The sequence below is a fragment of the Rhodanobacter sp. C01 genome (assembly GCF_002001045.1).
Lineage (GTDB): Bacteria > Pseudomonadota > Gammaproteobacteria > Xanthomonadales > Rhodanobacteraceae > Rhodanobacter.
This window is the reverse complement of record NZ_MUNR01000011.1, coordinates 265,291-291,381: the sequence shown is the minus strand read 5'-3', so window position 1 is coordinate 291,381 and position 26,091 is coordinate 265,291. Positions and strand designations below refer to the sequence as shown.

Genomic DNA, 26,091 nt, shown 5'->3' with positions numbered 1-26,091 from the left:
TGCTGCAATACGGCATAGCCGTCCACCGAAAGCCGCAACGAAATGGCTTCAGCCCGCGGTCTGCAAGGCCTGCAGCAGCTGTTCCGGGGTGACGTAACCGCCAAGCACGCGGCCATCGGGGCCATAGATCGTGGGCGTGCCGTCGACGCCCAGCTTCACGCCCAGGTTGAATTCGTCCTTGACCGGATTGACGCAACTGGCTGCCTTCGGCTTGACGCCCTCCTTCGCCGCCGTGAACGCCGCGTTGCGGTCGGCCGCGCACCATACCGACACCATCTCGGTATAGGTCGGCGTCGGCTTGCCGGAAGTGGAAGTCACGCCTTCGCGCGGCCACGCCAGGTATTCCACGGCGATGCCCGCCTTGTTGAACCCGGCCATCTGTTCGTGCAGGGCCCGGCAGAAACCGCAGTTGACGTCGGTGAACACGGTCACCGTGTACTTCGGATGCGGCGGTGCGAACACGATGCGCTCGGAAGCCGGCACCTTGGCCAGCTCGGCCTGGCGGAAGCGCGCCCAGGCTGCATCGCTGGCGTTCGTGCGCTGACCCAAGTCCACCAGATTGCCGTCGAACATGTAGCGGCCATCGGCGCTGACGTAGACCATCCTGCCGGAAGCGATCACCTGATAGAAACCGGGCATCGGTGCCGGCTCGATCGAGTCGACCGTCACCTTCGACGACAGCTTGCCAATCGCCTGCCGCACCATCTGCTCTGCCGCTGGCGTGACGGTCGGGGCGGCAGCTGCAGGCGCCGCGGGCGCGGGCGCGGCATTTTCGGCCGAGCAGGCACTCAGCGAAAACCCGCCTACGCACAACGCCAGCAACAGTCTCTTCAACATCGGCAACCTCATTCCTTCATTCCGCGCACATCGGCAGAACATTCATCCCATTGTCGCATAGCCGGCCGATCGAACCCTGACCGGGAGCACTCTCAACCGCGTGGATGATGCTGCGCATGCAAGCGTTTCAGCCCTTCTTTCGCCACCAGCGTATAAATCTGCGTGGTGCTGAGCGAGCTGTGGCCGAGCAGCATCTGCAAGGCGCGCAAGTCGGCACCGTGATTCAACAGATGGGTGGCAAACGAATGCCGCAGCACATGCGGCGAGATGCGTTTGGCATGGATGCCGACGGTCTGTGCATGGCGTTTCACCAGCGTCCAGAACATCTGCCGGGTCATCCCCTCGCCACGCCTGCTGAGGAACAGCGCGGCCGGCTGGCGGCCCTTCGCCAACTCCGGCCGCGCACTGGCCAGGTACGTGCCGATGTGTTCCAGCGCCAGTTCGCCCACCGGCACCAGCCGGTCCTTGCCACCCTTGCCGGTGACCCGCAGCACGCCCTGGCGTGCATTCAGTGCCGCCAGCGGCAACTCGACCAGCTCGGACACGCGCAAACCGGAGGCATACATCAGCTCCAGCATCGCGCGGTCGCGCAGGCCGAGCGCGGTCGTCATATCCGGCGCATTCAGCAGGGCTTCGATTTCGCGTTCGGCCAGCGCCTTGGGCAGGCTGCGCGGCATTTTCGGGCGCTCGATCAGCAGGGTCGGATCGACAAAGTCCGGTTCGCTGCGTGCGAGGAACGCGTAGTAGCGACGGAACGCGGACTGCTGTCGCGCAATCGAGCGCACCGCCACCGACGGCATGCCGTGATAGGCGGAAATATCCTCGCGCCGTGCCGTGTGCAGGCCGCGCCCACGCGCGGCAAGCCAGCGCGCCAGCGCCTCAAGGTCGCGTCGGTAGGCTTCCAGGGTGCGATCAGCCAGGCCGTCCTCCGACCACACCCGTTCGAGAAACGTGCTGATGCTCAGCCGGTCCGCTTCGGCGATACTGGTACGGCTTTCTTCCTTCTTCATGCGCACGATGCTGGGCATTGCGCGCGCACTACGCAAGCGAACGCGTCCGATGCCCACCACGCTGCATGTCACCAACCTGCCCTGCCCCTTGTGGCGCCGCCTGCTTGCACTGGTCTATGACCTGCTGATCGTGGTGGCGATCGTGATGGTGGTCGGCCTGCTCTGCCAGCTGGCCACCCACGGCCAGCTGATCCGCACCGGCACCACGACCGTGATTCCGGCCTGGTACCAGCTGTTGCAGGGGTTGGTACTGGCCGCCTACTTCGTCAGCTCGTGGCGGCGCGGCGGACAGACGGTAGGCATGCGCCCATGGCGCATCCAGGTCACCCGCGACGATGGTGGTACGCCGTCGCTGCAGCAGGTGTTGATCCGCCTGCTGGTGGCGGCAGCGCCGCTGATCCTGCTGATGCTGGAGCCGGTGATCGGCTTGTCGCCAACGCTGTGGGCCCTGCTGATCGTGTGGACGACATGGTTCGCGGTGGCGCTGTTCGATCCGCGCCGACGGGCGCTGCATGACCTTGCAGCACATACCGAGATCCGTCAGCTGGGATGACCGAGGGATGCGGCCTGTGCATGCCTCTGACATTCCGCCAGCTTCACGTTTCGCTCAGCACGCAACGTATTCAATCCGGTGATGCCCGGCACGCGCCCCAACGAAAACCGCAGCGAGAGTGAGCTGATCCGCACCAACCGCGGCTTCTACGAATCGCTGTGGGCACAGGCGAAGCTGATAGGACCGGAGCGTTTCAACACCTGGCCGCTGCTGCGCGAACTGGCCGATGCCGCACCGCGACGGCTTGAAGTGGCACCCGGTCTGCGCCCACGCCTGCCATTGGACGGCACCTGCTTCGTCGACCTCAGCCATGCCGCGTTGCAGCGCCTGCGCGAGCATGGCGCCAATGGCGTGCATGGGATGATCGGCGCGCTGCCCTGCATGGATGCCAGCTTCGACCTTATCTGCGCCTTCGACATCCTGGAGCACGTCGCCGACGATCACAATGCGCTGGCCGAGCTGAGCCGCGTGGCGGCACCCGGCGCGAAGCTGCTGCTGTCGGTACCGCTGCACCCGGAGGCATGGACTGCATTCGATGATTTCGTCGGTCATTGCCGCCGCTACGAACCGGACCGGATTGTCGCCCGGCTCGCACGATACGGTTTCACCGTCGAACACAGCGCGGTCTATGGCATGCAGCCGAAATCCTCGCGCCTGCTCGACCTCGGCCAGTGGTATCTCACCCATCGCCGCGAACGTGCGATGTGGTGGTACAACCGGGTGTTCATGCCGATCGGGTTGTACTTCCAGAAACCGCTGAAATGGCGCGCCGGGCTGGGCGATGCGCGAGGGGTCGATGAGGTGCTGTTGCACTGCCGATACCGCCCTGCCTCCGGCCAAGTTACTGATTGATCTGGCGCAAGCGTTTGCGGCGGCGCACCACAGGCAGGTCAAACGGCGCTAAGATGGAAGCGTTTTCGTACCCGGCTATTCCCCACGATGCTTTATCAAATCCACGAATGGCAGCGCGCCTTCCTTGGCCCGCTGAGCTACTTCGCGCAAGCCAACGCAAGCATGCTCAACGACAACAGCAGCCCGTTCGCGCAACTGCCGGGCTCACAGAGGATGGCTGCCGGTTACGAACTGATCCATCGGCTGGGCAAGGACTACGAGAAGCCTGAATTCGATATCCACATCGCCACGGCGCATGACCACGAGATCGCGGTGATTGAGCGTATCGCGCTGGCCAAGCCGTTCTGCCAGCTGAAGCGCTTCAAGCGCTTCAGCGACGATCCGGGCACCATCGAGAAGATGAAGACCGATCCGGTGGTGCTGGTGGTGGCGCCGCTGTCCGGTCATCACGCCACCCTGCTGCGCGATACCGTGCGCACACTGTTGCGCGACCACAAGGTCTACATCACCGACTGGGTCGACGCACGCATGGTGCCGACGGCCGAGGGTACCTTCGGCCTGGACGACTACATCGCTTACGTCGAGGAATTCATCCGGCATATCGGCGCAGGCTCATTGCATGTGATCTCGGTATGCCAGCCCACCGTGCCGGTACTGGCGGCGGTGTCGCTGATGGCCGCGCGCGGCGAAGACACACCGCGCAGCCTGACCATGATGGGCGGCCCTATCGATACGCGACGCAGCCCCACCAGCGTCGACAATCTGGCCACCAACCAGCCGCTGTCGTGGTTCAAGGGCAACGTGATCCACACCGTGCCGCCGAACTACCCCGGCCGCGGTCGCGAGGTGTATCCGGGCTTCCTGCAGCACGCCGGATTCATTGCGATGAACCCGGGACGTCACCTCAACTCGCATTGGGATTTCTACCAGGATCTGGTGCGCGGCGATCTCGACGATGCCGAATCACACCGCAAGTTCTACGACGAATACAACGCCGTGCTCGACATGCCGGCCGAGTTCTATCTCGACACCATCGAGAAGGTGTTCCAGCAGTTCCTGCTGCCACGCGGACTGTGGGATGTTGCCGGCGAACGGGTGAACCCGGCAGCGATCAAGCGCAGTGCGCTGCTGACCATCGAGGGCGAGCTGGATGACATCTCCGGTCTCGGCCAGACCCAGGCCGCGCACGATCTGTGCAGCGGCATCCCGGCCACGCGGCGCGCACATCAGGTGATCGCAGGTGCTGGCCACTACGGCATCTTCAGCGGCCGCCGCTGGCGCGAGACGGTCTATCCGCAGGTGCGTGACTTCATCCGCAAGTTCGACCGCGCCGCCAAATAGGCACGATGTGGCATGACGAAAACGGTCCGCGATGCGGCCTGTTTCTGGTTTAGGCGGAAGCCCGCGTGTCCAGCTGGATATGCCGTGCGCGCCTGCCCGTCCATGCCCATGTCAGGCCTCGTCGGCCTGACCCTACTCATCAGATGTCATGGCGCCTTGGCCGGATCGGCGTGACGCGAGGCCAAGGTGGCCTTCTGCTGCTTGCCGTTCCGCCGATGCTGGGTGGCGAGTCGAGTGCTCGCGCCGCGTGCCGGATGGTGTGCCTGATCACGACGGGGACAATTGACACCCTTATGCGGAGTGCAGCTGCCGCTGGCCGCGACTGTGCGCTTGCCACGTCGATGCTGACGCTGCCGCACCGGCACCGTTTCGGCCTCGGCGCTCCCGATGGGTGACAGCGCAGCCAGCATCCGGCGCGTCATGCTGGGACCGACACCAGCGGCCTGGGCGACCAGGATCGCCGGGGTCTGCTGATGATCGAAGCTGTCATCCAGCAATCGGGCCATCAATTGATCGCGGGCGCCTGCGGTATGCCCTCCCATGACCACGCCGAACAGGCGTTGGCCATCCCTGACCGCAGTCGAGGCCAGATTGAAGCCGGACGCATCGGTGAAGCCGGTCTTCAGCCCGTCCATGCCCGGATAACGGTCCATCAGGCGGTTGTGGCCACGCACCAGACGTCCGCGGAACATGAATTCCTTCGCCGCGAAATAGTGCGTGTACTGCGGGTAGTCGTGATAAAGCGCCATCGCCAGCGTCACCATGTCACGTGCCGTCGTCACGCTGGCCGGATCGGGCAGCCCGGAAGCATTGTCGAAATGGGTATGGGTCATGCCGAGGCGAGCAGCCTGGGCATTCATCATGTCGGCGAAGTGACCTTCGGAGCCGCCAAGGCCTTCGGCCACCACCGTCGCCGCATCATTGGCTGATTTCGTGATCATGCCCAGGATGCAGTCGCCCACCGAAATGGTCTGGCCACGGCGCAGGCCGAGCTTGGTCGGCGCCTTGGCTGCGGCCCAGGCCGATACCGGCAGCTGCTGGTCGACCTTCAGCTTGCCGCTCTGCAGCGACTGCAAAGTGAGGTAGAGCGTCATCATCTTGGCGAGCGAGGCCGGGTAGTTCTGCTCGTCCGGGTTGACCGCGTTCAGAACCTGGCCAGTGGCCGGATCGACGACAATAGCGGCGTAGCCGGCGTGGGCCACCCCGGCAAAGCCGCCCAAACCGCACAGGAACAGCGCCGCAAACATGCCACGAAGCCGGTCCAGCCACCACGCCGGTTTTTTGAACTCGATTGCCAACCCGGTTTCCTCACAACTATTGAACCGCAGCATCACCCCGCGTGGGCGCTACCTTAATACGTAATCGGCGAAATATACATAGAGAATGCACGAATTATTCAGGCCAAACGCATGTTTTTCAATGAATTGTCTAACATGTAATTAACGGCAGCGCCGCCGCGCCCCCTGAAAGCGGTCATTCAGGTCGCGGCGGCTTTCAGCAAGCCAGCCGCTACAATGGGCGGATGTCCCTTATCCAATTGCAAAGCGTCGACTTCAGTATCGGCGGCCCCCTCCTGCTCGAACATGTCGATCTGTCGATCGAACGCAATGAGCGTGTGTGCATCGTCGGTCGCAATGGCGAAGGCAAGTCCACCCTGATGAAGCTGATCGCCGGCGAGCTGCATGCCGACGACGGTGAGGTACGGGTGCAGAACGGCATCGTGGTGGCGCGAATGGCGCAGGAGGTACCGCAAGGTACCGAAGGCACCGTATTCGACGTCGTATCCGAGGGCCTTGGCGATCTCGGCCATTTGCTTGCCCGCTACCACCACCTGCTGCACGAGGGCGACTTCGATGCGCTGGGCGATGTGCAGCACCAGATCGAGGCGCAGCACGGCTGGGACCTGGATCGCCGTGTCACCGAGGTTTTGACCAAGCTGGAACTGCCCGCCGACACCGACTTCGCTGCCCTGTCCGGCGGCATGAAGCGTCGCGTGCTGCTGGCGCAGGCGCTGGTTCGCAAGCCCGACGTATTGCTGCTGGACGAGCCGACCAACCATCTGGACATCGAGGCGATCGGCTGGCTGGAGAACTTTCTCAAGCAGTTCGACGGCAGCATCCTGTTCGTCACACATGACCGCAGCTTTCTCCGTGCGCTGGCCACACGCATCGTCGAGATCGACCGCGGCGCGCTGACCGACTGGCCCGGCGACTACGACAACTACCTGCGTCGCCGCGAGGAGCGGCTGCACGCCGAATCGCAGGCCAACGCGCTGTTCGACAAGAAGCTGGCGCAGGAGGAAGTGTGGATCCGCCAGGGCATCAAGGCCCGGCGCACGCGCAACGAGGGCCGCGTGCGCGCGCTGAAGGCATTGCGCGTGGAACGCGCCGAGCGGCGCAACCTCAATGGCAACGTCAAGATGACCGCGGCCAATGCGCAGGCCTCGGGCAAGAAGGTGATCGATCTCGAGCACGTGCACCAGGCCTACGACGGCCGTGTGCTGATCGACGATCTCACCACCACGATCATGCGCGGCGACCGCATCGGCATCATCGGCCCGAACGGCGCCGGCAAGAGCACCCTGCTCAAGATCATGCTCGGCGAGCTGCAGCCGCAGCGCGGCACTGCGGAACTGGGCACCGGCATCCAGATCGCCTACTTCGACCAGCACCGCCTGCAGCTCAACGACAAGCTCAATGCGCTGGACAACGTGGCCGAAGGCCGCGAGTTCATCGAGTTGAACGGCCAGCGCAAGCACATCATCGGCTACCTGCAGGACTTCCTGTTCTCGCCCGAGCGTGCCCGCGCACCGATTACTCGCCTGTCCGGCGGCGAACGCAACCGCCTGCTGCTGGCCAAGCTGTTCGCGCAGCCGTCCAACTTGCTGGTGATGGACGAACCGACCAACGATCTGGACGTGGAAACGCTGGAACTGCTGGAAGAACTGCTGACCGACTACCAGGGTACCCTGCTGCTGGTCTCGCACGACCGCGCGTTCCTCGACAACGTGGTCTCCAGCACCTTGGTGCTGGAAGGCAACGGCCAGATCGGCGAATACGTCGGTGGCTACAGCGACTGGCTGCGCCAGCGGCCGGCTGCCGCCACCGCAGTTGCTGCGGCTGCCGCCAAACCGGGACTGGTTCGCAACGAACCAGCACAGGCACCGGCGGCAGCAGCGCCCAAGCGCAAACTCAGCTTCAAGGATCAGCGCGAACTGGAACTGCTGCCCAAGCGCATCGAGCAGCTCGAGACCGAGATCGCCGCGCATGGCGAAGCGATGACTTCGCCGGGGTTCTTCAAGCAGGACAGTGCAACGATCACCAAGGCGAATGAAGCCGTGGCGAAATTGCAGGCTGAGCTGGAAGTCTCCTACGCCCGCTGGGCTGAGCTCGACGCCTGATCCAGGCGCGCATTGCTCAACCGGTGTTCTGCAGCCCTTGCGACACACCGTTGACGCAGGCGACCAACGCCTGCAGCAGTGCATCGTCCTTGCCGTCACCGGCACGCCAGCGATGCAGCAGGTCGACCTGCATGAGGCTCATCGGATCAACATAGGGATTGCGCAGGCGGATCGAGGCAGCAAGACGCGGATCACCCTGCAGCAGGGCGTTGCTGTTCTTGAGTCGCAGCACCCAGTATTGGGTTCGTTCGAACTCGCTGCGGATCAGGTCGAAGAACTCATCGTGCAACGAGCCTGACAGTTTCGAGAATGCCTCGGCAATATCGAGATCGCACTTGGCCAGCACCATCTCGACGTCATCGAGCATATTGCTGAAGAACGGCCAGTCACGCGCCATCTCGGCCAGTTCCGCCTCGCCGAATTCGGCGGCACCCTGCTCCAGCGCCGTGCCCAGACCGTACCAGCCGGTGATGATCGAGCGGCACTGGGTCCACGCGAATACCCACGGGATCGCGCGTAGATCCTCGACGCCGCGCATGCTGCGCCGGCTGGCCGGACGCGAGCCCAACGTCATCCGCTCGATCACGTCGATCGGCGTGGCGTGCCGGAAGTAGTCGACGAAATGTTCGCGCTCGACGAAGGCGCGGTAGGCCTGCCGGCTGTTCACCGACAACCGGTTCATCTGTTCGCGCCAGCGCTCCTCGCGTGACTCGGTCTCGCGTGGACGCAGGGATGCGTGAAGCACCGCACCGACGGTCTGTTCCAGGTTGCGCAACGCCAGCGCGCGAATGCCGTACTTGCGATGGATCACCTCGCCCTGTTCGGTCACCCGCAATACGCCCGCCACCGCACCGCGCGGCGACGACATCAAGGCTGGTGTGATACGCGCACCGCCACGGCTGGCCGAGCCACCGCGGCCATGGAAGAACGCCAGCTGGATGCCCGCCTCACTGGCCACCTCCAGCAATTCCACCTGTGCGCGCTGCAGACCCCAGCGCGAAGCCAGGGTGCCGCCATCCTTGCCACTATCCGAGTAACCGAGCATCACCCACTGCTGGTCGTTGCGTGCGGCCAGATGCTGCCGATAGACCGGATCGGCAAGCAGCGCGCGCAAGGTGGTCGGTGCATTCTTCAGGTCGTCGACGGTCTCGAACAACGGAGCGATGTTGAGAGGAACGCTGCCGTTCTCGACCAGGCCGCCGTAACGCGCCAGTGCCAATACCGCCAGTACATCCGCGGCCGAGCGCGTCATGCTGATGATGTACAGGCCGAGTGCCTCCCTGCCATAGCGACGTCGGGCATCACCCAGGGTGGCGAACACATCGTAGAGCGAAGTGACTACGGCGGAACGGCTGATCGGAAAACGATCATTGCCGCTGGCGTAGCCGCGCAGCTGCTGCGTGCGTGCGTCGGACGCAAGCTGCGGCCATTCCGCATTCTCCAGCAGCGCCGCCAGTGCATCGTCATGTACCCGCGAATCCTGCCGCACGTCCAGCCGCGCCAGGTGCAGACCGAACGTGCGCACGCGCCGGATCAGGCGCTGCACGGCATAGGCGCCGGCATGCAGGCCATGATGATCGACCAGGCTGCTGACGATCAGCTGCAGATCATCGAGCAGCTCCGAAACAGCCGTATAGCCTTCCGGATGATCGTCGGCATGGGTCGCTTCCAGGCGCGCACCGATCACCGTGAGCAGGCTGCGATAAGGCATGTCGGCATGTCGCGGCCGCACTTTCTGTGCAGCCACTGGAAAACGTGTGCGGTAATCGTCAAGCCGCTGCTGCAGGCGCGGATCGACCGCCACGCGGCCTTCGGTCTGGCTGAGCAACCGTGCCAGTCCCGCCACATCAGCCATGTAGTGCTCGATCACGTGGGCACGCTGGGTCGCCAGGCTGGCAGCGATGGTGTCGGCACCGACATTGGGATTGCCGTCCATGTCGCCGCCGACCCAGGTCGCGAAGCCGAGCAGCTGCGGAAGCTTCGCCGCCACGCCATAGACCGCCTGCAGCGATTCCGCCAACGACTCGTAGAACGCCGGCACGATGCGGTAGATCGGGTTGGCCAGGTAGAACCCGACGTGGTGGTGTTCGTCCTGCACACTCGGCCGCACCGGCGATGCCTCGGCGGTCTGCCAGCCGGAGGACAGCGCCATGTAGATGCGGTCGTCGTCCTCCTTGCGCTCCTGCGGCGTGCGGTTCTGGTCGAAACCGTCGATCAGCGAGCGCACGATCGCCTGCTCCTTCTCCAGCAGCGAACGACGCACCGCCTCGGTCGGGTGCGCAGTGAACACCGGTTCGATCCACAGCCGATCCAGCCAGCCGATCAGCTCATCCGCGCTGACACCCTGCGCCTTCAGCCGGGCCAGCACGTCCAGCAACGATTCCGGTTGCGCTGCACTGCCCTCACGCTGGTAATCCCGACGGCGGCGGATGCGATGTACCCGCTCGGCCGTATTCACCGCCTGGAAATAAGTGGCGAAGGCACGCGCCAGCGCTTCGGCATCTTCGGCCTGCAGGCCGGCCAGCGAATCAGCCAGCTCGTTGACTGTGGCACCTTCACGACGCCGGCGGATCGCCGCGATACGCACCTGCTCGACCCGCTCGAAGAAAGCCGTGCCGCCCTGCTCGGCCAGCATGCGCCCGACCATGGTGCCAAGCCGGCTGACATCCTCGCGCAGGGGGCCGTCGTGCGACAGGAATTCGGATTCGCGACTTTCTTCTTCCACGCGGTGACTCCAGTGCAAGGTGAACGGCCAGCCTACCCAATCCGGGCGCAGGAGGCATCAAACGGCATCTGCCGCTACAATAACCGGCTTGTACTGCCCGCCGAGGGGCGCTGCGACCGTTCGACTGCGGATCCATCCGTAGTAGGCGGCCAGGCTCGGCGCGGCACGTTCCACAACGGCGCCCGGTTGATTTGTATGCGAGTCCTTAGGGCCTCGCACTAACCGGAGACATCCATGAACGCCGTTACCAAAGAAGCACACCACGACTACAAGATCCGCGACCTCTCGCTCGCTGACTGGGGCCGCAAGGAACTGGACATCGCCGAGCACGAGATGCCGGGCCTGATGTCGATCCGCAAGAAGCACGCCGCCACCCTGCCGCTGAAGGGCGTGCGTGTGACCGGCTCGCTGCACATGACGATCCAGACCGCCGTGCTGATCGAGACGCTGAAGGACATCGGTGCCGACGTGCGCTGGGCCTCGTGCAACATCTTCTCGACCCAGGACCACGCCGCTGCCGCGATCGCCGCGACCGGCACGCCCGTGTTCGCCTGGAAGGGCGAAACGCTTGAGGAGTACTGGGATTGCACGCTGGACGCGCTGTCGTTCCCCGATGGCAAGGGCGGCTTCCTTGGCCCGCAGCTGGTGGTCGACGACGGCGGCGACGTGACGTTGTTGATCCACAAGGGCTACGAGCTGGAGAACGGTTCGACGTGGGTCGACGAAAAGGCTTCCTCGCACGAGGAGCAGGTGATCAAGAACCTGCTCAAGCGCGTGCACAAGGAGCGTCCGGGTTACTGGCACACCGTGGTCAAGGACTGGAAGGGCGTCTCCGAGGAAACCACCACCGGCGTGCATCGCCTGTACCAGCTTGCCGAGGCGAAGTCGCTGCTGATCCCGGCGATCAACGTCAACGACTCGGTCACCAAGAGCAAGTTCGACAACCTGTACGGCTGCCGCGAATCGCTGGCCGATGGCCTCAAGCGCGCGATGGACGTGATGCTGGCCGGCAAGGTCGCCGTGGTCTGCGGCTATGGCGATGTCGGCAAGGGTTGCGCGCATTCGCTGCGTGCCTACGGCTCACGCGTGGTGGTCACCGAGATCGATCCGATCAACGCTCTGCAGGCGGCGATGGAAGGCTTCGAGGTCAATACTGTCGAGAGCACGCTGGGTCGCGGCGACATCTACGTCACCACCACCGGCAACAAGGACGTGCTGACGCTGGAGCACCTGAAGTCGATGAAGGACCAGGCCATCGTCTGCAACATCGGCCACTTCGACAACGAAATCCAGGTCGATGCACTGAACGCGATGGCCGGCGTCGAGAAGATCAACATCAAGCCGCAAGTCGACAAGTACGTGTTCAAGGACGGCCGTGCGATCTTCCTGCTGGCCGAAGGTCGCCTGGTGAACCTTGGCTGCGCCACCGGCCATCCGAGCTTCGTGATGTCCAACTCGTTCTCGAACCAGACGCTGGCGCAGATCGACCTGTGGGCGAACAAGGACACCTACGAGCCGAAGGTCTACATCCTGCCGAAGAAGCTGGACGAGGAAGTCGCGCGCCTGCATCTGGAGAAGATCGGCGTCAAGCTGACCACGCTCAGTGCCGAACAGGCCGCCTATCTTGGCGTGGCCGTGGAAGGTCCGTACAAGCCGGATCACTACCGCTACTGAGTCCTGTCCCTGCCATCGGATGTGGCAAGGGATCATCAAGAAGCGCGCGGCCTCGGGCCGCGCGCTTTTTTTGCCTTTGACATCCATCACTGCGACGCCGAATTCGTTCTGGCCATTCCAATGACTCGATGTCTTCCTGCAAAGGCATTCATGTCTGTCAGCGGCAGTCAGCGGACCGTCCAGAATCCGAGATAGCTTGCGAATGCAACGCAATTTAAGGGTGCATGACCATCGACTCGCGCTGATTCTTGCGTCGTGTTTTTTCGCTTTGTTTACAAATACTTGGGTCCATTTTCAAGCATCGGCTTGTAGCGTATACATGATGCCTGTTTCTACCATCGGGATGGGAAAATGGGGGCTCCTGATCATCGCCGCGTGCCCGCGATCGTGCTGGGCCGCGGCCCGACTGCGCTGGGAATTTTGCGTTGCCTGCACATGGCTGGCGTGCCCGCGTATGTGGCCTGCCCACCGGGCGACCATGTAACGCGCTCACGTTGGTACCGCCCCACACCTGGACCGAGGGCATGGAATGGCTCGCTCGGTCCAGATGCAAATGACGCATTGCGCGAGATGCCGCTCGCAGAAGCGGTCCTGATCCCGGGCGCCGACGATGCGGCCTTGTGGCTGGCCGACTTGCCGCAAACCGAATTGGGCGCACGCTTCCGGGTGAGCACCAGCTCACGCCTGTCGCAGGAAATCCTGCAGGACAAGTCGCGCTTCGCGGCGTTGCTGGACAGCACGGACATTCCGCATCCACCCACGTTCCGCATCGACTCCGCCGCCGATATCGACGCGATTCCGTTCGACTCGCTCGACCGGGTATTCATCAAGCCGGTCAACTCGCAGAAGTTCAGCGATGTCACCGGCGTCAAGGGCATTTGGGTCAAGCGAAAAGATGACCTTTACGCGGCCTGGCAGAAGCTGCACGACCAAGGCTTCATGCTGATGGCACAGGAATACGTACCGGGCTCATCCGCCGATCACTATTTCGTCGACGGCTTCCGTGATGCGAGTGGCGCGTTGACCGGCCTGTTCGCACGTCGGCGAATTCGCATATCTCCGCCCGATTTCGGCAACAGCTCCTACTGCCAGAGCATCCCGATCGATCACCTGCAAGCACCGGTCGACAACATGGCCTCACTGCTCGCCAGGCTGGATTACCGCGGTATCTTCAGCGCGGAATTCAAACGCGATGCAAGGGACGGCCAGTTCCGCATCCTCGAAGTCAACACGCGCGCCTGGACCTATGTCGAATTCGCTGCTTGCTGTGGCGTCAATGTCTGCGAGATGGCTTATCAGGATGCGCTGGGGCTGCCGGTGACGGTTGCGTCCAGAAATTATGCGGCCGGCGCCGGTTGCGTCGACCTGCACAGGGACATCGGTACGGTATGGGCACAGGACGCAGCAGCCCGTGGGCCCATGTCCAGGATTCTGCTGCAGTGGGCGCGCGCTCACTACCATTCCTTTCGCTTCGACGATCCCAGCCCGGGCCTGTCCGTTGTCGGGCAGTTATTGGCGCATCGTCTAAGGCGGCGTTTCGGAAACCAGGAGTGATCGCTCCGCATTATTATATCGCTTCATCGCGAGATAGAGATATATACTGATCAACATCGTTCACCAGGAACCCGCGTGATGCCGGCGATCAGCTTCGAATTCTTCCCACCCAAGACCGATGAGCAGCGTACCCAACTCGATCGGGCCGCACAGGCACTGAAGTCGTACCAGCCGGAATACGCCTCGGTCACCTTCGGCGCCGGCGGCTCCACACTCAGCTATACCGGCGACACCGTGGCGCGATTGCACCAGCAGCACGGACTGAACGTGGCACCGCACCTGTCCTGCATGGGTGGTACACGGGCGGAGATCACCGAACTGCTTGATGGTTACCGCACTGCTGGTTATCGACGCATCGTCGCCCTGCGCGGCGATCTTCCTTCCGGCATGGCCACGGCGGGCGACTTCCGCTATGCCTCCGAGCTGGTGGCCTTCATCCGTGAGCACAGCGGCGAGCACTTCCACATCGAGGTGGCCGCTTACCCGGAAACCCACCCGCAGGCCGACGATGCACTGCGCGACCTGCAGCATTTCAAGGCGAAGATCGATGCCGGCGCGAATGGCGCCATCACCCAGTACTTCTTCAATCCAGATGCGTATTTCCGCTTTGTCGACGACGTGCGCAGGCTCGGCGTGAACGTCCCGATCGTGCCGGGCATCATGCCGATCGCCAACTACAGCCAGCTGAAACGCTTCTCCGACATGTGCGGCGCGGAGATTCCACGCTGGATCGCCAAGCGCATGCAGGCGCATGGCGACGATGCCGAATCGGTGCGTGCACTCGGTGCTGAGGTGGTGGCTCAGTTGTGCCGCCGCCTGCTTGACGGTGGTGCGCCGGGTCTGCATTTCTACACGCTCAACCGTGCCAGGGCGACGCAGTCGGTGCTGCAACAACTTTCCTGAGTTGGCGGGCAGGTATGCTGGTGCGATGCGCCTGCCGTCTCTCCTGCTAAGCCTCACCCTGCTCGCCTGGGCCGTGCCCGGGATGACGCAGAACCCGATCCATCGCTGCATCGGTGCGGATGGCAATCCGCTGTTCACGGACCAGCCCTGCAGCGCATTGCAAGGCACGCCCGTCAGCCCCCCGGCGGCGGCCAGCAGTACCACGGCGGCCCAGCCATTGCCCGTCCTTTGCGCAGCCAATCTCGATGAATTGCGGCAAAGCGTGATCAATGCGTTCGCCAGTCGCGACGCGAACCGGATGGCGGGCCTGATGCTATGGAGCGGCTATGGCCGCGGCGCGGTGATTGCGGACATCCGATCGCTCGGTTCGGCGATGAGGCAACCACTGCTCGATGTCAGTCCTGCCGAGAACCCGGGATCCGATAACGGCGACCGCGGCGACCCGCCTCCGGACAGCAGCAGTACCGCCCCGTTTGCCTCCAATCCACCCGCCAACTCCTCACCCAACAACAATCAGTTGGTGCTGCACACGGCTGGCATGGATGACAGCGGCAACCCGCATGAATTGCGTTTCGACATCGTGCGCCATGCCGGCTGCCTGTGGCTGCGCAGTGCAGATTGACGCCGGCTCGACCTCCAGCGGCTATCATAGGCGGTCCCCATTGGAGAACCGACATGGCGCAGCAATACCCCGAGTGGATCTGGCAGAACGGCCACATCAAGCCGTGGGCCGAGGCCACTGCACACGTGATGTCGCACGCGCTGCATTACGGCTCGTCGGTATTCGAAGGTATCCGCAGCTATGCCACACCGGATGGCGCAGCGATCTTCCGGCTTACCGATCACCTGAATCGGCTCTATCAGTCCGCCAAGATTTACGACATGGTGCTGCCATATTCGGCCGATGAACTCGCGGCTGCCTGCCGCGAGGTGATCCAGAAGAACGGCCTCGGCGCCGCTTATCTGCGCCCGGTCGCGTATCGTGGACTCGGTGGTTTCGGGCTCTCCGCCGAAACGCCGATCGACGTTGCCGTGGCAGCGTGGCCGATGGGCCCGTACCTCGGGCCGGAGGCGCTGGAGAACGGCATCACCGCCTGCGTTTCCAGCTGGCAGCGCTTCGCGCCGAACACCATCCCGGCCGGCGCCAAGGCCGGCGGCAACTATCTCTCCGGCCAGCTTATCGCGCGCGAGGCGCGCCGCCTCGGCTTCGGCGAAGGCATCGCGCTGGCCTCAAGCGGCCTGCTCAGCGAGGGTGCAGGCGAGAACCTGTTCCTGGTATTCGACGGTGTGCTGCACACCACGCCTGCCAGCGCCTCGATCCTCACCGGCATCACCCGCGACACGCTGAAGACGCTGGCACGCGAAGATGGCATCGAAGTGATCGAGCGCGACCTGCCACGCGAATACCTGTATCTGGCCGACGAGATCCTGATGTGCGGCACCGCCGCCGAAGTCACCCCGATCCGATCGGTCGACGGCAAGCAGATCGGCAACGGCACGGCCGGCCGGGTGACGCGCCGTCTGCAGGAGCTGTTCTTCGGCCTGTTCGATGGTCGCACCCACGACAAGTGGGGTTGGCTGGAATCTGTCTGAAACCAGGGTGATCGCAACGAAAATGCCCCGCAAAGCGGGGCATTTTCGTTCAGGGTTTACGGATCAGCATCAATTGAACACGATGCTGGCGATCGCGCCATTCGCATCGCTGCGTGGGCGCATCGAGACATCCCAACCGTACAGCTCGCACAATCGACGCACGATCGCCAGGCCAAGGCCGGCACCGCTGCCACCCGCACCCTCGCCGCGCACGCCACGCTGGAACAGGCGCTCGGCATCCTCCGGCTTGATGCCAGGGCCAGTATCGATCACCTCGATGCGTCCGCTGCCGACTTCGACCCGCACATTGCCCTCGAGTGTGTACTTGATTGCGTTGCCGATCAGGTTGGTCAACGCCACCGACAGCACCGAAGCTGGGGCATTGATGCTGACCGGTTCGCTAACAGCGAGGTCGATGGTCAGCGGTTTGCCACGCATCTGCGGACGCTGGCTTTCGATCACGTCTGCGGCAACCTTGCCGACCTCCGTCGTTTCGCCGCGAGTCGGGCCCCGCCGCTCCGCGCGCGACAGCAGCAGCAGCGCCTCGATCAGCTCGGTGGCCTGGCGTGAGGCTCGTTCGATGCGCTTCAATCGCTCGCTCAGTTTCTCGCTGAGATCAGGCGAGCCCTGCAACAATTCGGTGGTGCTGGCGATCACCGCCAGTGGCGTGCGCAATTCATGGCTCACGTCGGAGTTGAACTCGCGATCGCGCTCGACCATCGCGGTGAGCCGCTCCGAATATTCATCCAGCGCATACGCCAGCTCGCCTACTTCATCATCGGCGAAATGCGGTGCCAGCGGCTCGGCCTTGCCCGCCTTGCGGAAATCACGCAGACGATTGGCCAACTCCGTGACTGGCTTCAACACCTTGCGCGAGAGCCACAAGCCGATCGCCAGCGAAAGCAGGCCGAATACGCAAACGGCGCCGATCACGCTGATCACCAGCTGGCGCTTGCCAAGCTCCTCGCGCGAGACGTCGTAACGAACAAAACTGATGATGCCGTTTTCGCGGAACACCGCCAGCTTGTAGTGATGGGGAGTACCGTCATCACCCATCTCGATGATCGAATGAACGCCAGTGTCGAGGTTCTGCCAATCGAGCGGAGCCTTGTACAATGTACGCTCGCTCTTGGTCATTCCGATCAGCAGACGTGAACCGACCCCCGGACCTTCGGGATGCTTCTGTGCATATCGGTTCGCGTACTGCGCATCATCGAGGAGGCTGGCATTGACCAACTGATCCTCCACCCGGGAACGGATGTTCAACGCAGCCACGGCAAACAGCGCGCTGAGGCCGAAGCCGAACAGCGCGAAGGAGACGATCAATCGAAAACGAAGCTTACGCCTGGACTGCATCCGGCTCGACCATTCGATAGCCAATGCCGTGCCGCGTGTGAATCAGCGGCTTCTCGAACGGTTTGTCGATCGCCGCGCGCAGGCCGTGGATATGCACGCGCAACGAATCGCTGTCCGGCAGTTCCTCGCCCCACACGCGCTGCTCCAGGTCCTGCCGGGTGACCACCGACGGACTCGCTTCCATCAGCGCCTGCAGCAGCTTCAGGCCGATCGGGTTCAACTGGATCGACTTGCCTTCGCGGTTCACCGTCAGCGTATCCAGATTGAAGGTGAGGTCAGCCACCTTCAGCACGCGGCTCTGCGGACCCTTGCCTCGGCGCGCCAGCACTTCCAGCCGCGCGGACAACTCCTGCAGCGCGAACGGTTTGGTCATGTAGTCATCCGCACCGGATTCGAAGCCGGTCAGCTTCTGCTCCAGCGCATCGCGCGCGGTCAGCATCAGGATCGGCGTCTGCTTGTGCGCCTCGTGACGCAACTTGCGCGCCACCTCCAGACCATCCATGCCGGGCAGCGTCAGATCCAGCACGATCACGTCGAAATCGTGCACCACGGCCAGATGCAGGCCGGTCACGCCATCACCCGCGAAATCCACCACGTGGCCACGATCTTCCAGATAATCGCCGATGTTGGTCGCGATATCGCTGTTGTCTTCGATCACCAGTACGCGCATGTGTTACTCCTGCGCAGCCGACACACGGGACGGCCGAAGATGCAAGCTTAACAAGCTTGCGTGAATGAAGCGCGTCGCCGGCGGAACAAAACTGAACGCGCCATCATGCGGGCAAGAAAAAGGCCCAGATGCACGACTCGCCGTCGTCGCATCTGGGCCCAAGCTACTGCCCCGATACCATCATCTGCCGTCACCCGCCTGCAGCGGTTGAAGTGCCGTGCAAAAAACAGTACCTGCTTTATAGGGGACACCGGGTTATGGTGCAGTTAACCGGCACTCACTTCGCCGTTAAGCACTTCGGACGATCCCGGTTCAGAAGCCAACCGCCCTGTCGACTACCGAACTGGCACGAACTCCCGCTGCGTCGGGCTCGCGACAAATGTGCGTTCCGGTAACGACTTGGCAATAGGGCTGCGGCTGAATCTTCCTGTCGGCCCGCAACCCTGAATTCGTACTACCTGGGTTACCCGCATTCAATGTGAATGCAATGGCTTGACGATACCGCCGGGACGTAGCAGCTGTCCCCGGCAATGCATATTTCCATGCGCGCAGTGCGTCAATCGCGGCCTGGTCGAATACACCTGCCGGCTGGGCGCTGACCACCCGGGGATCCTCCACATCTCCATCGGCAGAGAGACCGAATTCGATCACCACCTGCCCCTCGATGCCGCCCACAAGCGCCACATTCGGATAAACCGGCTGTCGAATCCTGATGGGTATGGGTGCCTGCCCGGCAGAAACATCCGGCTCAGCGGCGGCTGCCACTACCGGTCTGGCCTGCTGTACCGGCGCAAGATCCGCAATCCGCAGTGACGGCAACCGCGATGGCAATACGGCAGTCGGCATGGCCGGCGGCAACACGATGCCGATGTCCGTGCTATCCGGCATGACTTGCGCGCCATCCAGTGGCCGTAGCGCTTCGGCGTGCCTCAACGCAAGATCGGTCGGATGCCAGTGGCTATCGACATGGGCCAGCGACAGATCGTGCGACATCCACGCAGATTGAAATTGCGTCACTGCATTCGCCAGGTTCCGTTGCAGGTAACTCTGTTTCCACTCGAGTTGCAGGGTCAGCGCCACCAGTGCGACGCCAAGCAGCATGGCCACAAAGCGCGCCGGCGTGCGTATCGGTGCACTCTTGCGCTCCGGCAGCACCATGTGCTGAACGCGGTCCAGCAATACACCGCCACTGGCTGCAAGCAGCAGTGAAGCATGTCGCTCGCGCAATTCACCGAGCTCGGCCAGCGCCGTCACGAATTCGCGTCGACTACCGCCACTGATCGAAAGCGCCAGCTCGTCGCAGCAGATCTCGCGTTCATTGCGTACTTCGCGCGATACCCAGTGCACCACCGGATGATAGAAGCACAATGTCTCGAGTACGACCTGGAACAGGTTGGCCAACGGATCCCATCGCCGCAAATGTGCCAGCTCATGGGCAAGGATCAACTCGATCTGCGTCGCCGGGAAATTGCACACGACAGCCAACGGCAACAGGATCACCGGACGCACCCAGCCAACCACTGCTGGCGTGCCTATGACCTTGCTGCACAATACCGTGACATGCCTGCGCAGCCCGAAGCGCGCTGCCATCGCGACGCCACGGGCTTGCCACTCCGGTATCAGCCCGGCCATGCGCACGAGTGCCTTCAACCCCCGCCATTGCCTCCATGCCCGCAGCGACAACAACAGCACACCGCATGACCATGCCAGTACCAGCCACGGCAGTACGGCATCCAGACTCCCCCCCCATGCCCGCCGAGTCGTGCCGTGCATGACATTGGCGCCATCCATCGCAGAGTTCACCATAACCGCGGGTATCGACGTGATCGACGGCACCGCCTCCAGCAGCCGCCACAGGGTCAGCAGCGGACACATGGCAAGTGCAAGCAAGATACCCATGCCGAAACGGTAACGCGCTTCGCCCCGAGGCAGCAGGCTGCGCACCAATGCGTACAGCAGCCCTAGCAACGCACCCTGCCAGACCGAGTGAAGCAACGTCCAGCCGACCACCCGGACACTGGCAAGCATTACCTGCAGCGCGTCCATCACGATGCATCCTTGTCAAGCTTGTTCAACAGGCTGCGGATCTCACGCAACTCCTGGCGACTGGCATGCTGACTGCCAAGCGCATGCAACACCAGTTGCGATGACGATCCCTCGAATACCCGCTGTACCATGTCCAGCAGAAACCGCTTCTGGGTGCGCTCCTTGCTGACCGCTGCACGATATACATGCGCGCGCTGCGCGTCATCGCGCTCGACCAGTCCCTTGGCATGCATCACCTGCAGCAGCTTCAGTGTCGTGGTATAGCCCGTGCCGATATCGGGACGAAGTACATCGTGCACTTCGCGCACGGTACACGCATCGTGGGTCCACAAGACATGCAGGATCTCGAGTTCACCCTCGGTAGGTCTGGGACTGGTTGAGGATTGCATCTTCACGCCGACACCTCGGTTCTCTGATGTCATGGTCTGCCATCACGACGATGACAGACCACATACGTTCAACCCTTGCCACCTCTGGGGGTGTTCACCTGCAGCATTTGCTGCTGCATTTGCTGGGTTTGGCTACGCTCCAATTCGATCTCGCGATAAGTGCGGCAGGTCGTCCTCGGTATATGGGAACCGATGGGTGCCACTGACTCGCATACCAGCCGCTTGTCGTCACGGCGGGTCAGAATCGCGTTGACTGCCTCCTGGTCGTTGAACAGCTGGACTTTCGTGTTCTGATCCATCTGCGCAACGGTACCGTATTTGTCGAACAGCGACTGCATGTCGGCGAAGCTCGCATCGATCTTCTGGCGCTCATTCTGATCGACGAATTCATAGCGTCCACCGGACTGCATCTGCTGATGCACGGCCGCCACAACCGCAGTGAAATCGTCCTTGTTCTCCGCCTTGACGACGACTTCCGTCTTGTAGGCGTAAACAGCACTCGCCTGCAGCAGCGCCATACCTGTTACCACACCCACCAGCCAGAACCTCAATTTCATGCCCCACTCTCCCTGGATCGGGCCGCGTTCCTGCGGAACACCCACACCCGATCATCCTGCAGCGGATGCTAGGTCAGCTGGCCGAGAACTGTCAACGAAGATGTTCGTACTAATTGCTTCGTAATGTATTGCGCCGACTGACATGCCCATGGCGCGTCCGTGCGGTCCACCATCTTGAAGCCTGTTCAACAAGCTGCAGGATGTTTCGCAGCGTGCGACGAGCACCTGGAATGCTTCACCTGAAAAAGTCTCAGCGTGCGGTGTAACCGCGGCAGACATCGGGGCGATATGCTTACAAACTTTTCGACACGCAGGATCTCCAGTTCGCCATCATTGGTGCGGGCCAGGCCGGATCAGGCCGTCATGCCGACGGCCCTGCATTGAGATGCCAGCGTATTGAACTGCTCGTCATGCGATGACGAATGGATCCCCGCTCAACCATTTCTCGGTTTACCCCTCAGTGCCGGCACCTGCAACATTTGCATCTTCAAATTTTGGGTATCGCGACGCTCTATCTCTATTTCGCGGTAAGTGCGGCAGCTCGTCCTCGATATATGGGACCCCAAGGGAGGTACCGACTCACATACCAAACGTTCGTCGTCTCTCCGCGTCAGAATGGCGTTGACGACTTCCTGATCGTTGAAAAGCTGTATTTTCGTGTTCATATCCATCTGCGCAACTGTGCCGTATTTATCCAGCAACGATTGCATGGCAGCCAGATTCGTCTCGACCGTCTCGCGCTCATGTGCGTCGACAAATTCGTAGCGCCCCCCAGGCTGCATCTGTTGACGCACGGCCACAACCAGTGTCGCGAAGTCGTCCTTGTTATCCGCCTTTACGAGGACTTCTGTCTTGTAAGCGCAAACCGCATTCGCCTGCAGCAGCGCTGCCGCCACAACTACACCCATCAACCAAGGCTTCCATTTCATGCCTCACCCTCCCCCGGTCAGGCCGTGTCCCGGCGGGGAACACCCGACGCCCGATCATCCTGCGGTGGATGCTAGGTCAGCTAACGGAACAATGTCAACGAAGATCTTCGTACTAAACGTTTCGTAATGCGCTCCGGCGCATACGCGTACCTGGCGCCGTGTCACCAGCCTGCGCCTGCAGCAGATCCATGATCGCGCCAGCCACGTCAATACCCGTGGCGGCCTCGATCCCTTCCAGACCGGGCGAGGAATTCACCTCAAGCAGCAGCGGCCCGCGATTGGAGCGCAACAGATCGACGCCAGCGATACCCAGTCCCAGCGCTCCGGCCGCGCGTATTGCGATGCGTTTTTCCTCTGCGCTTAGCGTCGCGGTCATCGCCGTGCCGCCGCGATGCAGATTGGCGCGGAACTCGCCCGGGCTCGCGTCGCGCTGCATCGCCGCCACCACCTTCTTGCCGACCACGAAACAGCGCAGGTCGCTGCCTTTCGCCTCGGCGATGAACTCCTGCACGAGGAAGTTCGCGTACAAGCCGCGGAACGCCTCGATCACACTCTGCGACGCACTACGCTTCTCGGCCAGCACCACACCGGTGCCCTGGCTGCCCTCGTTGAGCTTGATGACATGCGGCGGATCGCCAAGCAGGGCCAGCACGTCAGCGGTGTCGTCCGGGTTGTCGCCGAACACCGTAACCGGCATGTCAATGCCCTGTGCGGCGAGGATCTGCAGGCAGCGCAGTTTGTCGCGCGCGCGCAATACGGCGTCGGAGGGATTCGGCGTGTACACGCCCATCATTTCCAGCTGCCGCAGCACGGCAGTGCCATAGAACGTGCTGGTGGTGCCGATGCGAGGGATCACTGCATCGATGTCACGGACTTCCTTGCCCTTGTAGCGGATCGCCACCGCACCCGGCGCGATGCGCACATAGCAACGCAGAGGGTCGAGTACGCGCACCACATGGCCGCGCTCGCGCCCCGCCTCGACCAGCCGCTTGGTTGAATAGAGGCGCGTGTTGCGCGACAGGATCGCTATCTTCATACAGGGGCCATCATGGAAGGTCGCTGGCCACCGTCTGTGGTCGCGACTGGGTATAGGAACGTGCCGGGTCGACTGCAAAGCGCCCGCTCAGGGCGCTGCGCCCGAGCAGGAACGGAAACAGCATATGCCGCCGATTGGTCAGGTTGATGTCGGTGCTGAAGCGCTGCCCGGCCAACTGCACCTCGCTGCGGATGAACCATCGTTCGGTGCGGCGGCCGCCGGTATCAGTCACCGCGCGTCGATCCAGCGCTGGCGCCTCGCAACTCATATGCACCGGCTGGCGCCGACCAACATGCATGGTGAAGCGCAGCCAGGTCACGCCGTCGCGCTGGAACTCCTCAAGGGTATCGACATGCAACGAACTGCTGCGCGCGCCGGTATCGAGCTTGGCCTTGAGCAGATTGATGCCAAGTTGCGGAAGCGCCAGCCGCTCGCGCCAACCCAAGGTGACCAGATCCGTGGTGATCAGATCCGCCATAGGGTTCGGAATTGCTCAGTGGAGATCGCGGAGTGGAGCGGGTGAAGGGAATCGAACCCTCGTCAGTAGCTTGGGAAGCTACAGCTCTACCATTGAGCTACACCCGCTTGGGTCTGTGGATGGTAACCCGGGATTCGCGTGGTTGGAACTGCTTGACTACTCCCTCGCCGGACACGACGGCACCGAATGCTGCTGTCACCAGCCTAGCGCCGGATGAATCAAAGCCGGAAGAATAAAGCTTGGCAACCCGCTGCCCGCGGCGGCAGCCAGCCCAAGGCCGACCGGAATGTTCGCGCAGGCACCCGGCACTCCCAATCGGTACTCACCGCCACAGCCGCTACAATGCGCGGATGCACATCACGCTCAATGGCCAGCCGCGAGACTGCGCCCCCGCCACCACCGTTGCCATGCTGCTGGAGCAAGCCGGCTACGCAGGTCGCCGTGTGGCGGTGGAACTCAACCATGAAATCGTGCCGCGCAGCCTGCATGCCAGCCACATCCTGACCGATGGCGACCAGCTCGAAATCGTCCACGCCATCGGCGGCGGCTGAGCATTCGTCGTCCCGCATCACCGTCCTATCACCACGCACGCCCGCATCCAAGGCATCGCCATGAATCGCAAGACCCACGACATCGCCGATCCGCTGATCATCGCCGGCAGGAACTATGGCTCACGCCTGCTCACCGGTACCGGCAAGTACAAGGATTTCGACGAAACCCGCGCGGCCTCACTGGCCGCCGGCGCCGAGATCGTCACGGTGGCGATCCGTCGCGTGAACATCGGCCAGGATGCAGGCCAGCCGAACCTGCTCGATGCGCTGCCGCCGGACCAGTTCACGCTGCTGCCGAACACCGCCGGCTGCTACAACGCGGTCGACGCGGTGCGCACCTGCAAGTTGGCACGCGAGCTGCTCGATGGACATCAGCTGGTGAAGCTCGAGGTGCTGGGCGACCAGCGCACGCTGTTCCCCGACGTGGTGGAGACACTGAAGGCGGCCGAGATCCTGGTTGCCGACGGCTTCGAGGTGATGGTCTACACCAGCGACGACCCGATCCTGGCCAAGCGCCTCGAGGACATCGGCTGCGTCGCGGTGATGCCGCTGGCCGCGCCGATCGGCTCGGGCCTTGGCATCCAGAACCGCTACAACCTGCTGGAGATCATCGAGCATGCCAAGGTGCCAATCATCGTCGACGCCGGCGTGGGCACGGCCTCCGACGCGGCGATCGCGATGGAACTGGGCTGCGACGGCGTACTGATGAACACCGCGATCGCCGGCGCGAAGGATCCAGTGCTGATGGCGCATGCGATGAAGCTGGCGATCCAGGCCGGCCGCGCCGCGTTCCGCGCCGGACGCATTCCACGCAAGCGCTATGCCTCGGCGTCCAGCCCCATCGACGGCACGATCGGCTGAGCGGACATGAGCGAACATCACGACCACGACGACAGCGCACCGGAATACATGCGCCGCATCCGCAGCTTCGTGCTGCGCGAGGGCCGCATGACGCCGGCGCAGCAGCGTGCGTTCGACACGCTGTGGTCGCGCTTCGGCATCGACTATCGCGGCACGCCGCACGACTTCCTTGCGAACTTCGGCCGCCACGCGCCGCTGGTGATGGAGATCGGTTTCGGCAACGGCGAGGCGCTGGCCTGGGCCAGCGAGCACGACCTGGCGCGCGACTTTCTCGGCATCGAGGTGCATGGCCCCGGTGTCGGCCGCCTGATGAATGCGCTGGCCGCACGCGACGCCGGCAACGTACGGCTGTACAAGCACGACGCGGTGGAAGTGCTCGAACACGAGATCGCACCGGGCGCGCTGGCCGAAGCGCGCATCTGGTTCCCCGACCCGTGGCACAAGAAACGCCACAACAAGCGCCGGCTGATCCAGCCGGAGTTCATCGCCCTGCTCGCCTCGCGCATGGCACCGGACGGCCTGCTGCATCTGGCCACGGACTGGCAGCCGTATGCCGAACACATGCTCGAGGTGATGGAGGCCGCACCGGACTGGCGCAACGCGATCGGCCCTGGCCAGTATGCCGAGAAGCCTGCATGGCGCATCGAGACACACTTCGAGCGACGCGGCCTGAAGCTCGGTCATGGCGTGTGGGATCTGCTTTATTGCAAGACCTGAGAGACCTGAGCAAGTCGTCATCCGGTCGAACATGCAGTCGAGGTTCACCAGCAACCGCA

The 26,091-nt window shown here is 63.0% G+C and carries 24 protein-coding genes, 1 tRNA gene and 1 riboswitch; of the genes, 12 read left to right on the top strand and 13 right to left on the bottom strand.

The window, feature by feature from the left end; translation table 11 throughout:
• Positions 1–48 precede the first annotated feature (48 nt).
• Together B0E50_RS10495 and xerD are read right to left on the bottom strand one after the other, a co-directional pair.
• Positions 49–837: a DsbC family protein gene (locus tag B0E50_RS10495; protein ID WP_077441142.1), complete on the bottom strand. Its 789-nt coding sequence runs from the start codon at positions 835–837 to the stop codon at positions 49–51.
• 92 nt (positions 838–929) lie between these two features.
• Complete coding sequence (xerD, locus tag B0E50_RS10490; protein ID WP_077441358.1) at positions 930–1,847, bottom strand: site-specific tyrosine recombinase XerD; 918 nt, start codon at positions 1,845–1,847, stop codon at positions 930–932.
• 49 nt (positions 1,848–1,896) lie between these two features.
• On the opposite strand from xerD, the gene B0E50_RS10485 reads away from it, so the two are divergent.
• The 3 genes from B0E50_RS10485 (at position 1,897) to phaZ (ending at position 4,593) form a co-directional block, all read left to right on the top strand.
• Entirely contained in the window at positions 1,897–2,400 is a 504-nt protein-coding gene (locus tag B0E50_RS10485) for an RDD family protein (RefSeq protein WP_077441359.1), read from the top strand.
• An 81-nt stretch (positions 2,401–2,481) separates the two neighbouring features.
• A complete protein-coding gene (locus B0E50_RS10480; RefSeq protein WP_077441141.1) occupies positions 2,482–3,252 on the top strand; it encodes a methyltransferase domain-containing protein in 771 nt (256 codons plus the stop codon).
• Positions 3,253–3,339: 87 nt separating this feature from the next.
• Positions 3,340–4,593, top strand: a complete 1,254-nt coding sequence (phaZ, locus tag B0E50_RS10475; protein ID WP_077441140.1) for a polyhydroxyalkanoate depolymerase — start codon at positions 3,340–3,342, stop codon at positions 4,591–4,593.
• Between the two features lie 146 nt (positions 4,594–4,739).
• Here phaZ and B0E50_RS10470 read toward each other — a convergent pair whose 3' ends face one another.
• Complete coding sequence (locus B0E50_RS10470; RefSeq protein WP_254427246.1) at positions 4,740–5,891, bottom strand: D-alanyl-D-alanine carboxypeptidase family protein; 1,152 nt, start codon at positions 5,889–5,891, stop codon at positions 4,740–4,742.
• A gap of 224 nt (positions 5,892–6,115) precedes the next feature.
• Here B0E50_RS10470 and B0E50_RS10465 point away from each other — a divergent pair, with 224 nt between their 5' ends.
• Positions 6,116–7,993, top strand: coding sequence for an ATP-binding cassette domain-containing protein (locus B0E50_RS10465; protein ID WP_077441138.1), 1,878 nt, complete (start codon positions 6,116–6,118; stop codon positions 7,991–7,993).
• A gap of 16 nt (positions 7,994–8,009) precedes the next feature.
• Here B0E50_RS10465 and ppc read toward each other — a convergent pair whose 3' ends face one another.
• Complete coding sequence (gene ppc / locus B0E50_RS10460) at positions 8,010–10,718, bottom strand: phosphoenolpyruvate carboxylase (protein ID WP_077441137.1); 2,709 nt, start codon at positions 10,716–10,718, stop codon at positions 8,010–8,012.
• Between the two features lie 96 nt (positions 10,719–10,814).
• A riboswitch (S-adenosyl-L-homocysteine riboswitch) is annotated at positions 10,815–10,909 on the top strand.
• Positions 10,910–10,952: 43 nt separating this feature from the next.
• Here ppc and ahcY point away from each other — a divergent pair.
• From ahcY to B0E50_RS10435, 5 genes are all read left to right on the top strand, one after another.
• Positions 10,953–12,392, top strand: coding sequence for an adenosylhomocysteinase (gene ahcY / locus B0E50_RS10455; RefSeq protein WP_077441136.1), 1,440 nt, complete (start codon positions 10,953–10,955; stop codon positions 12,390–12,392).
• Between the two features lie 570 nt (positions 12,393–12,962).
• Complete coding sequence (locus tag B0E50_RS10450) at positions 12,963–13,946, top strand: hypothetical protein (protein WP_077441135.1); 984 nt, start codon at positions 12,963–12,965, stop codon at positions 13,944–13,946.
• A 78-nt stretch (positions 13,947–14,024) separates the two neighbouring features.
• Entirely contained in the window at positions 14,025–14,849 is an 825-nt protein-coding gene (gene metF / locus B0E50_RS10445; protein WP_077441134.1) for a methylenetetrahydrofolate reductase [NAD(P)H], read from the top strand.
• A gap of 25 nt (positions 14,850–14,874) precedes the next feature.
• Positions 14,875–15,471, top strand: a complete 597-nt coding sequence (locus tag B0E50_RS10440; protein ID WP_077441357.1) for a DUF4124 domain-containing protein — start codon at positions 14,875–14,877, stop codon at positions 15,469–15,471.
• A 53-nt stretch (positions 15,472–15,524) separates the two neighbouring features.
• The gene (locus B0E50_RS10435; protein WP_077441133.1) at positions 15,525–16,442 is read left to right on the top strand and encodes a branched-chain amino acid transaminase; all 918 of its coding nucleotides are present in this window, start codon (positions 15,525–15,527) and stop codon (positions 16,440–16,442) included.
• A gap of 69 nt (positions 16,443–16,511) precedes the next feature.
• Here B0E50_RS10435 and B0E50_RS10430 read toward each other — a convergent pair whose 3' ends face one another.
• From B0E50_RS10430 to B0E50_RS10390, 9 genes are all read right to left on the bottom strand, one after another.
• Positions 16,512–17,798 carry a HAMP domain-containing sensor histidine kinase gene (locus tag B0E50_RS10430; protein ID WP_077441132.1) on the bottom strand — a complete coding sequence of 429 codons (1,287 nt, stop codon included), beginning with the start codon at positions 17,796–17,798 and terminating at the stop codon, positions 16,512–16,514.
• On the bottom strand, positions 17,782–18,468 hold the full coding sequence (locus B0E50_RS10425) for a response regulator transcription factor (protein ID WP_077441131.1): 687 nt from the start codon (positions 18,466–18,468) through the stop codon (positions 17,782–17,784). Before B0E50_RS10425 ends, B0E50_RS10430 begins: the two co-directional genes overlap by 17 nt.
• A gap of 312 nt (positions 18,469–18,780) precedes the next feature.
• Positions 18,781–20,514, bottom strand: coding sequence for a M56 family metallopeptidase (locus tag B0E50_RS10420; protein WP_077441130.1), 1,734 nt, complete (start codon positions 20,512–20,514; stop codon positions 18,781–18,783).
• Positions 20,514–20,903, bottom strand: coding sequence for a BlaI/MecI/CopY family transcriptional regulator (locus B0E50_RS10415; RefSeq protein ID WP_139350847.1), 390 nt, complete (start codon positions 20,901–20,903; stop codon positions 20,514–20,516). The genes B0E50_RS10420 and B0E50_RS10415 overlap by 1 nt, the downstream gene beginning before the upstream one ends.
• Before the next feature lie 68 nt (positions 20,904–20,971).
• A complete protein-coding gene (locus tag B0E50_RS10410) occupies positions 20,972–21,505 on the bottom strand; it encodes a hypothetical protein (RefSeq protein WP_139350832.1) in 534 nt (177 codons plus the stop codon).
• Positions 21,506–21,894: 389 nt separating this feature from the next.
• Entirely contained in the window at positions 21,895–22,389 is a 495-nt protein-coding gene (locus tag B0E50_RS10405; RefSeq protein WP_139350831.1) for a hypothetical protein, read from the bottom strand.
• Between the two features lie 112 nt (positions 22,390–22,501).
• Complete coding sequence (rimK, locus tag B0E50_RS10400) at positions 22,502–23,425, bottom strand: 30S ribosomal protein S6--L-glutamate ligase (protein ID WP_077441126.1); 924 nt, start codon at positions 23,423–23,425, stop codon at positions 22,502–22,504.
• A 10-nt stretch (positions 23,426–23,435) separates the two neighbouring features.
• Positions 23,436–23,903, bottom strand: a complete 468-nt coding sequence (locus B0E50_RS10395) for a RimK/LysX family protein (protein ID WP_077441125.1) — start codon at positions 23,901–23,903, stop codon at positions 23,436–23,438.
• A gap of 33 nt (positions 23,904–23,936) precedes the next feature.
• Positions 23,937–24,010, bottom strand: a tRNA-Gly gene (locus tag B0E50_RS10390).
• Positions 24,011–24,253: 243 nt separating this feature from the next.
• Here B0E50_RS10390 and thiS point away from each other — a divergent pair.
• Genes thiS through trmB form a run of 3 tightly spaced genes read left to right on the top strand, consistent with a single transcriptional unit; the run spans position 24,254 to position 26,032 of the window.
• Positions 24,254–24,454, top strand: a complete 201-nt coding sequence (gene thiS, locus B0E50_RS18280) for a sulfur carrier protein ThiS (RefSeq protein ID WP_077441124.1) — start codon at positions 24,254–24,256, stop codon at positions 24,452–24,454.
• A 60-nt stretch (positions 24,455–24,514) separates the two neighbouring features.
• A complete protein-coding gene (locus B0E50_RS10380) occupies positions 24,515–25,315 on the top strand; it encodes a thiazole synthase (RefSeq protein WP_077441123.1) in 801 nt (266 codons plus the stop codon).
• Between the two features lie 6 nt (positions 25,316–25,321).
• A complete protein-coding gene (gene trmB / locus B0E50_RS10375) occupies positions 25,322–26,032 on the top strand; it encodes a tRNA (guanosine(46)-N7)-methyltransferase TrmB (RefSeq protein ID WP_077441122.1) in 711 nt (236 codons plus the stop codon).
• Positions 26,033–26,091: the final 59 nt, after the last annotated feature.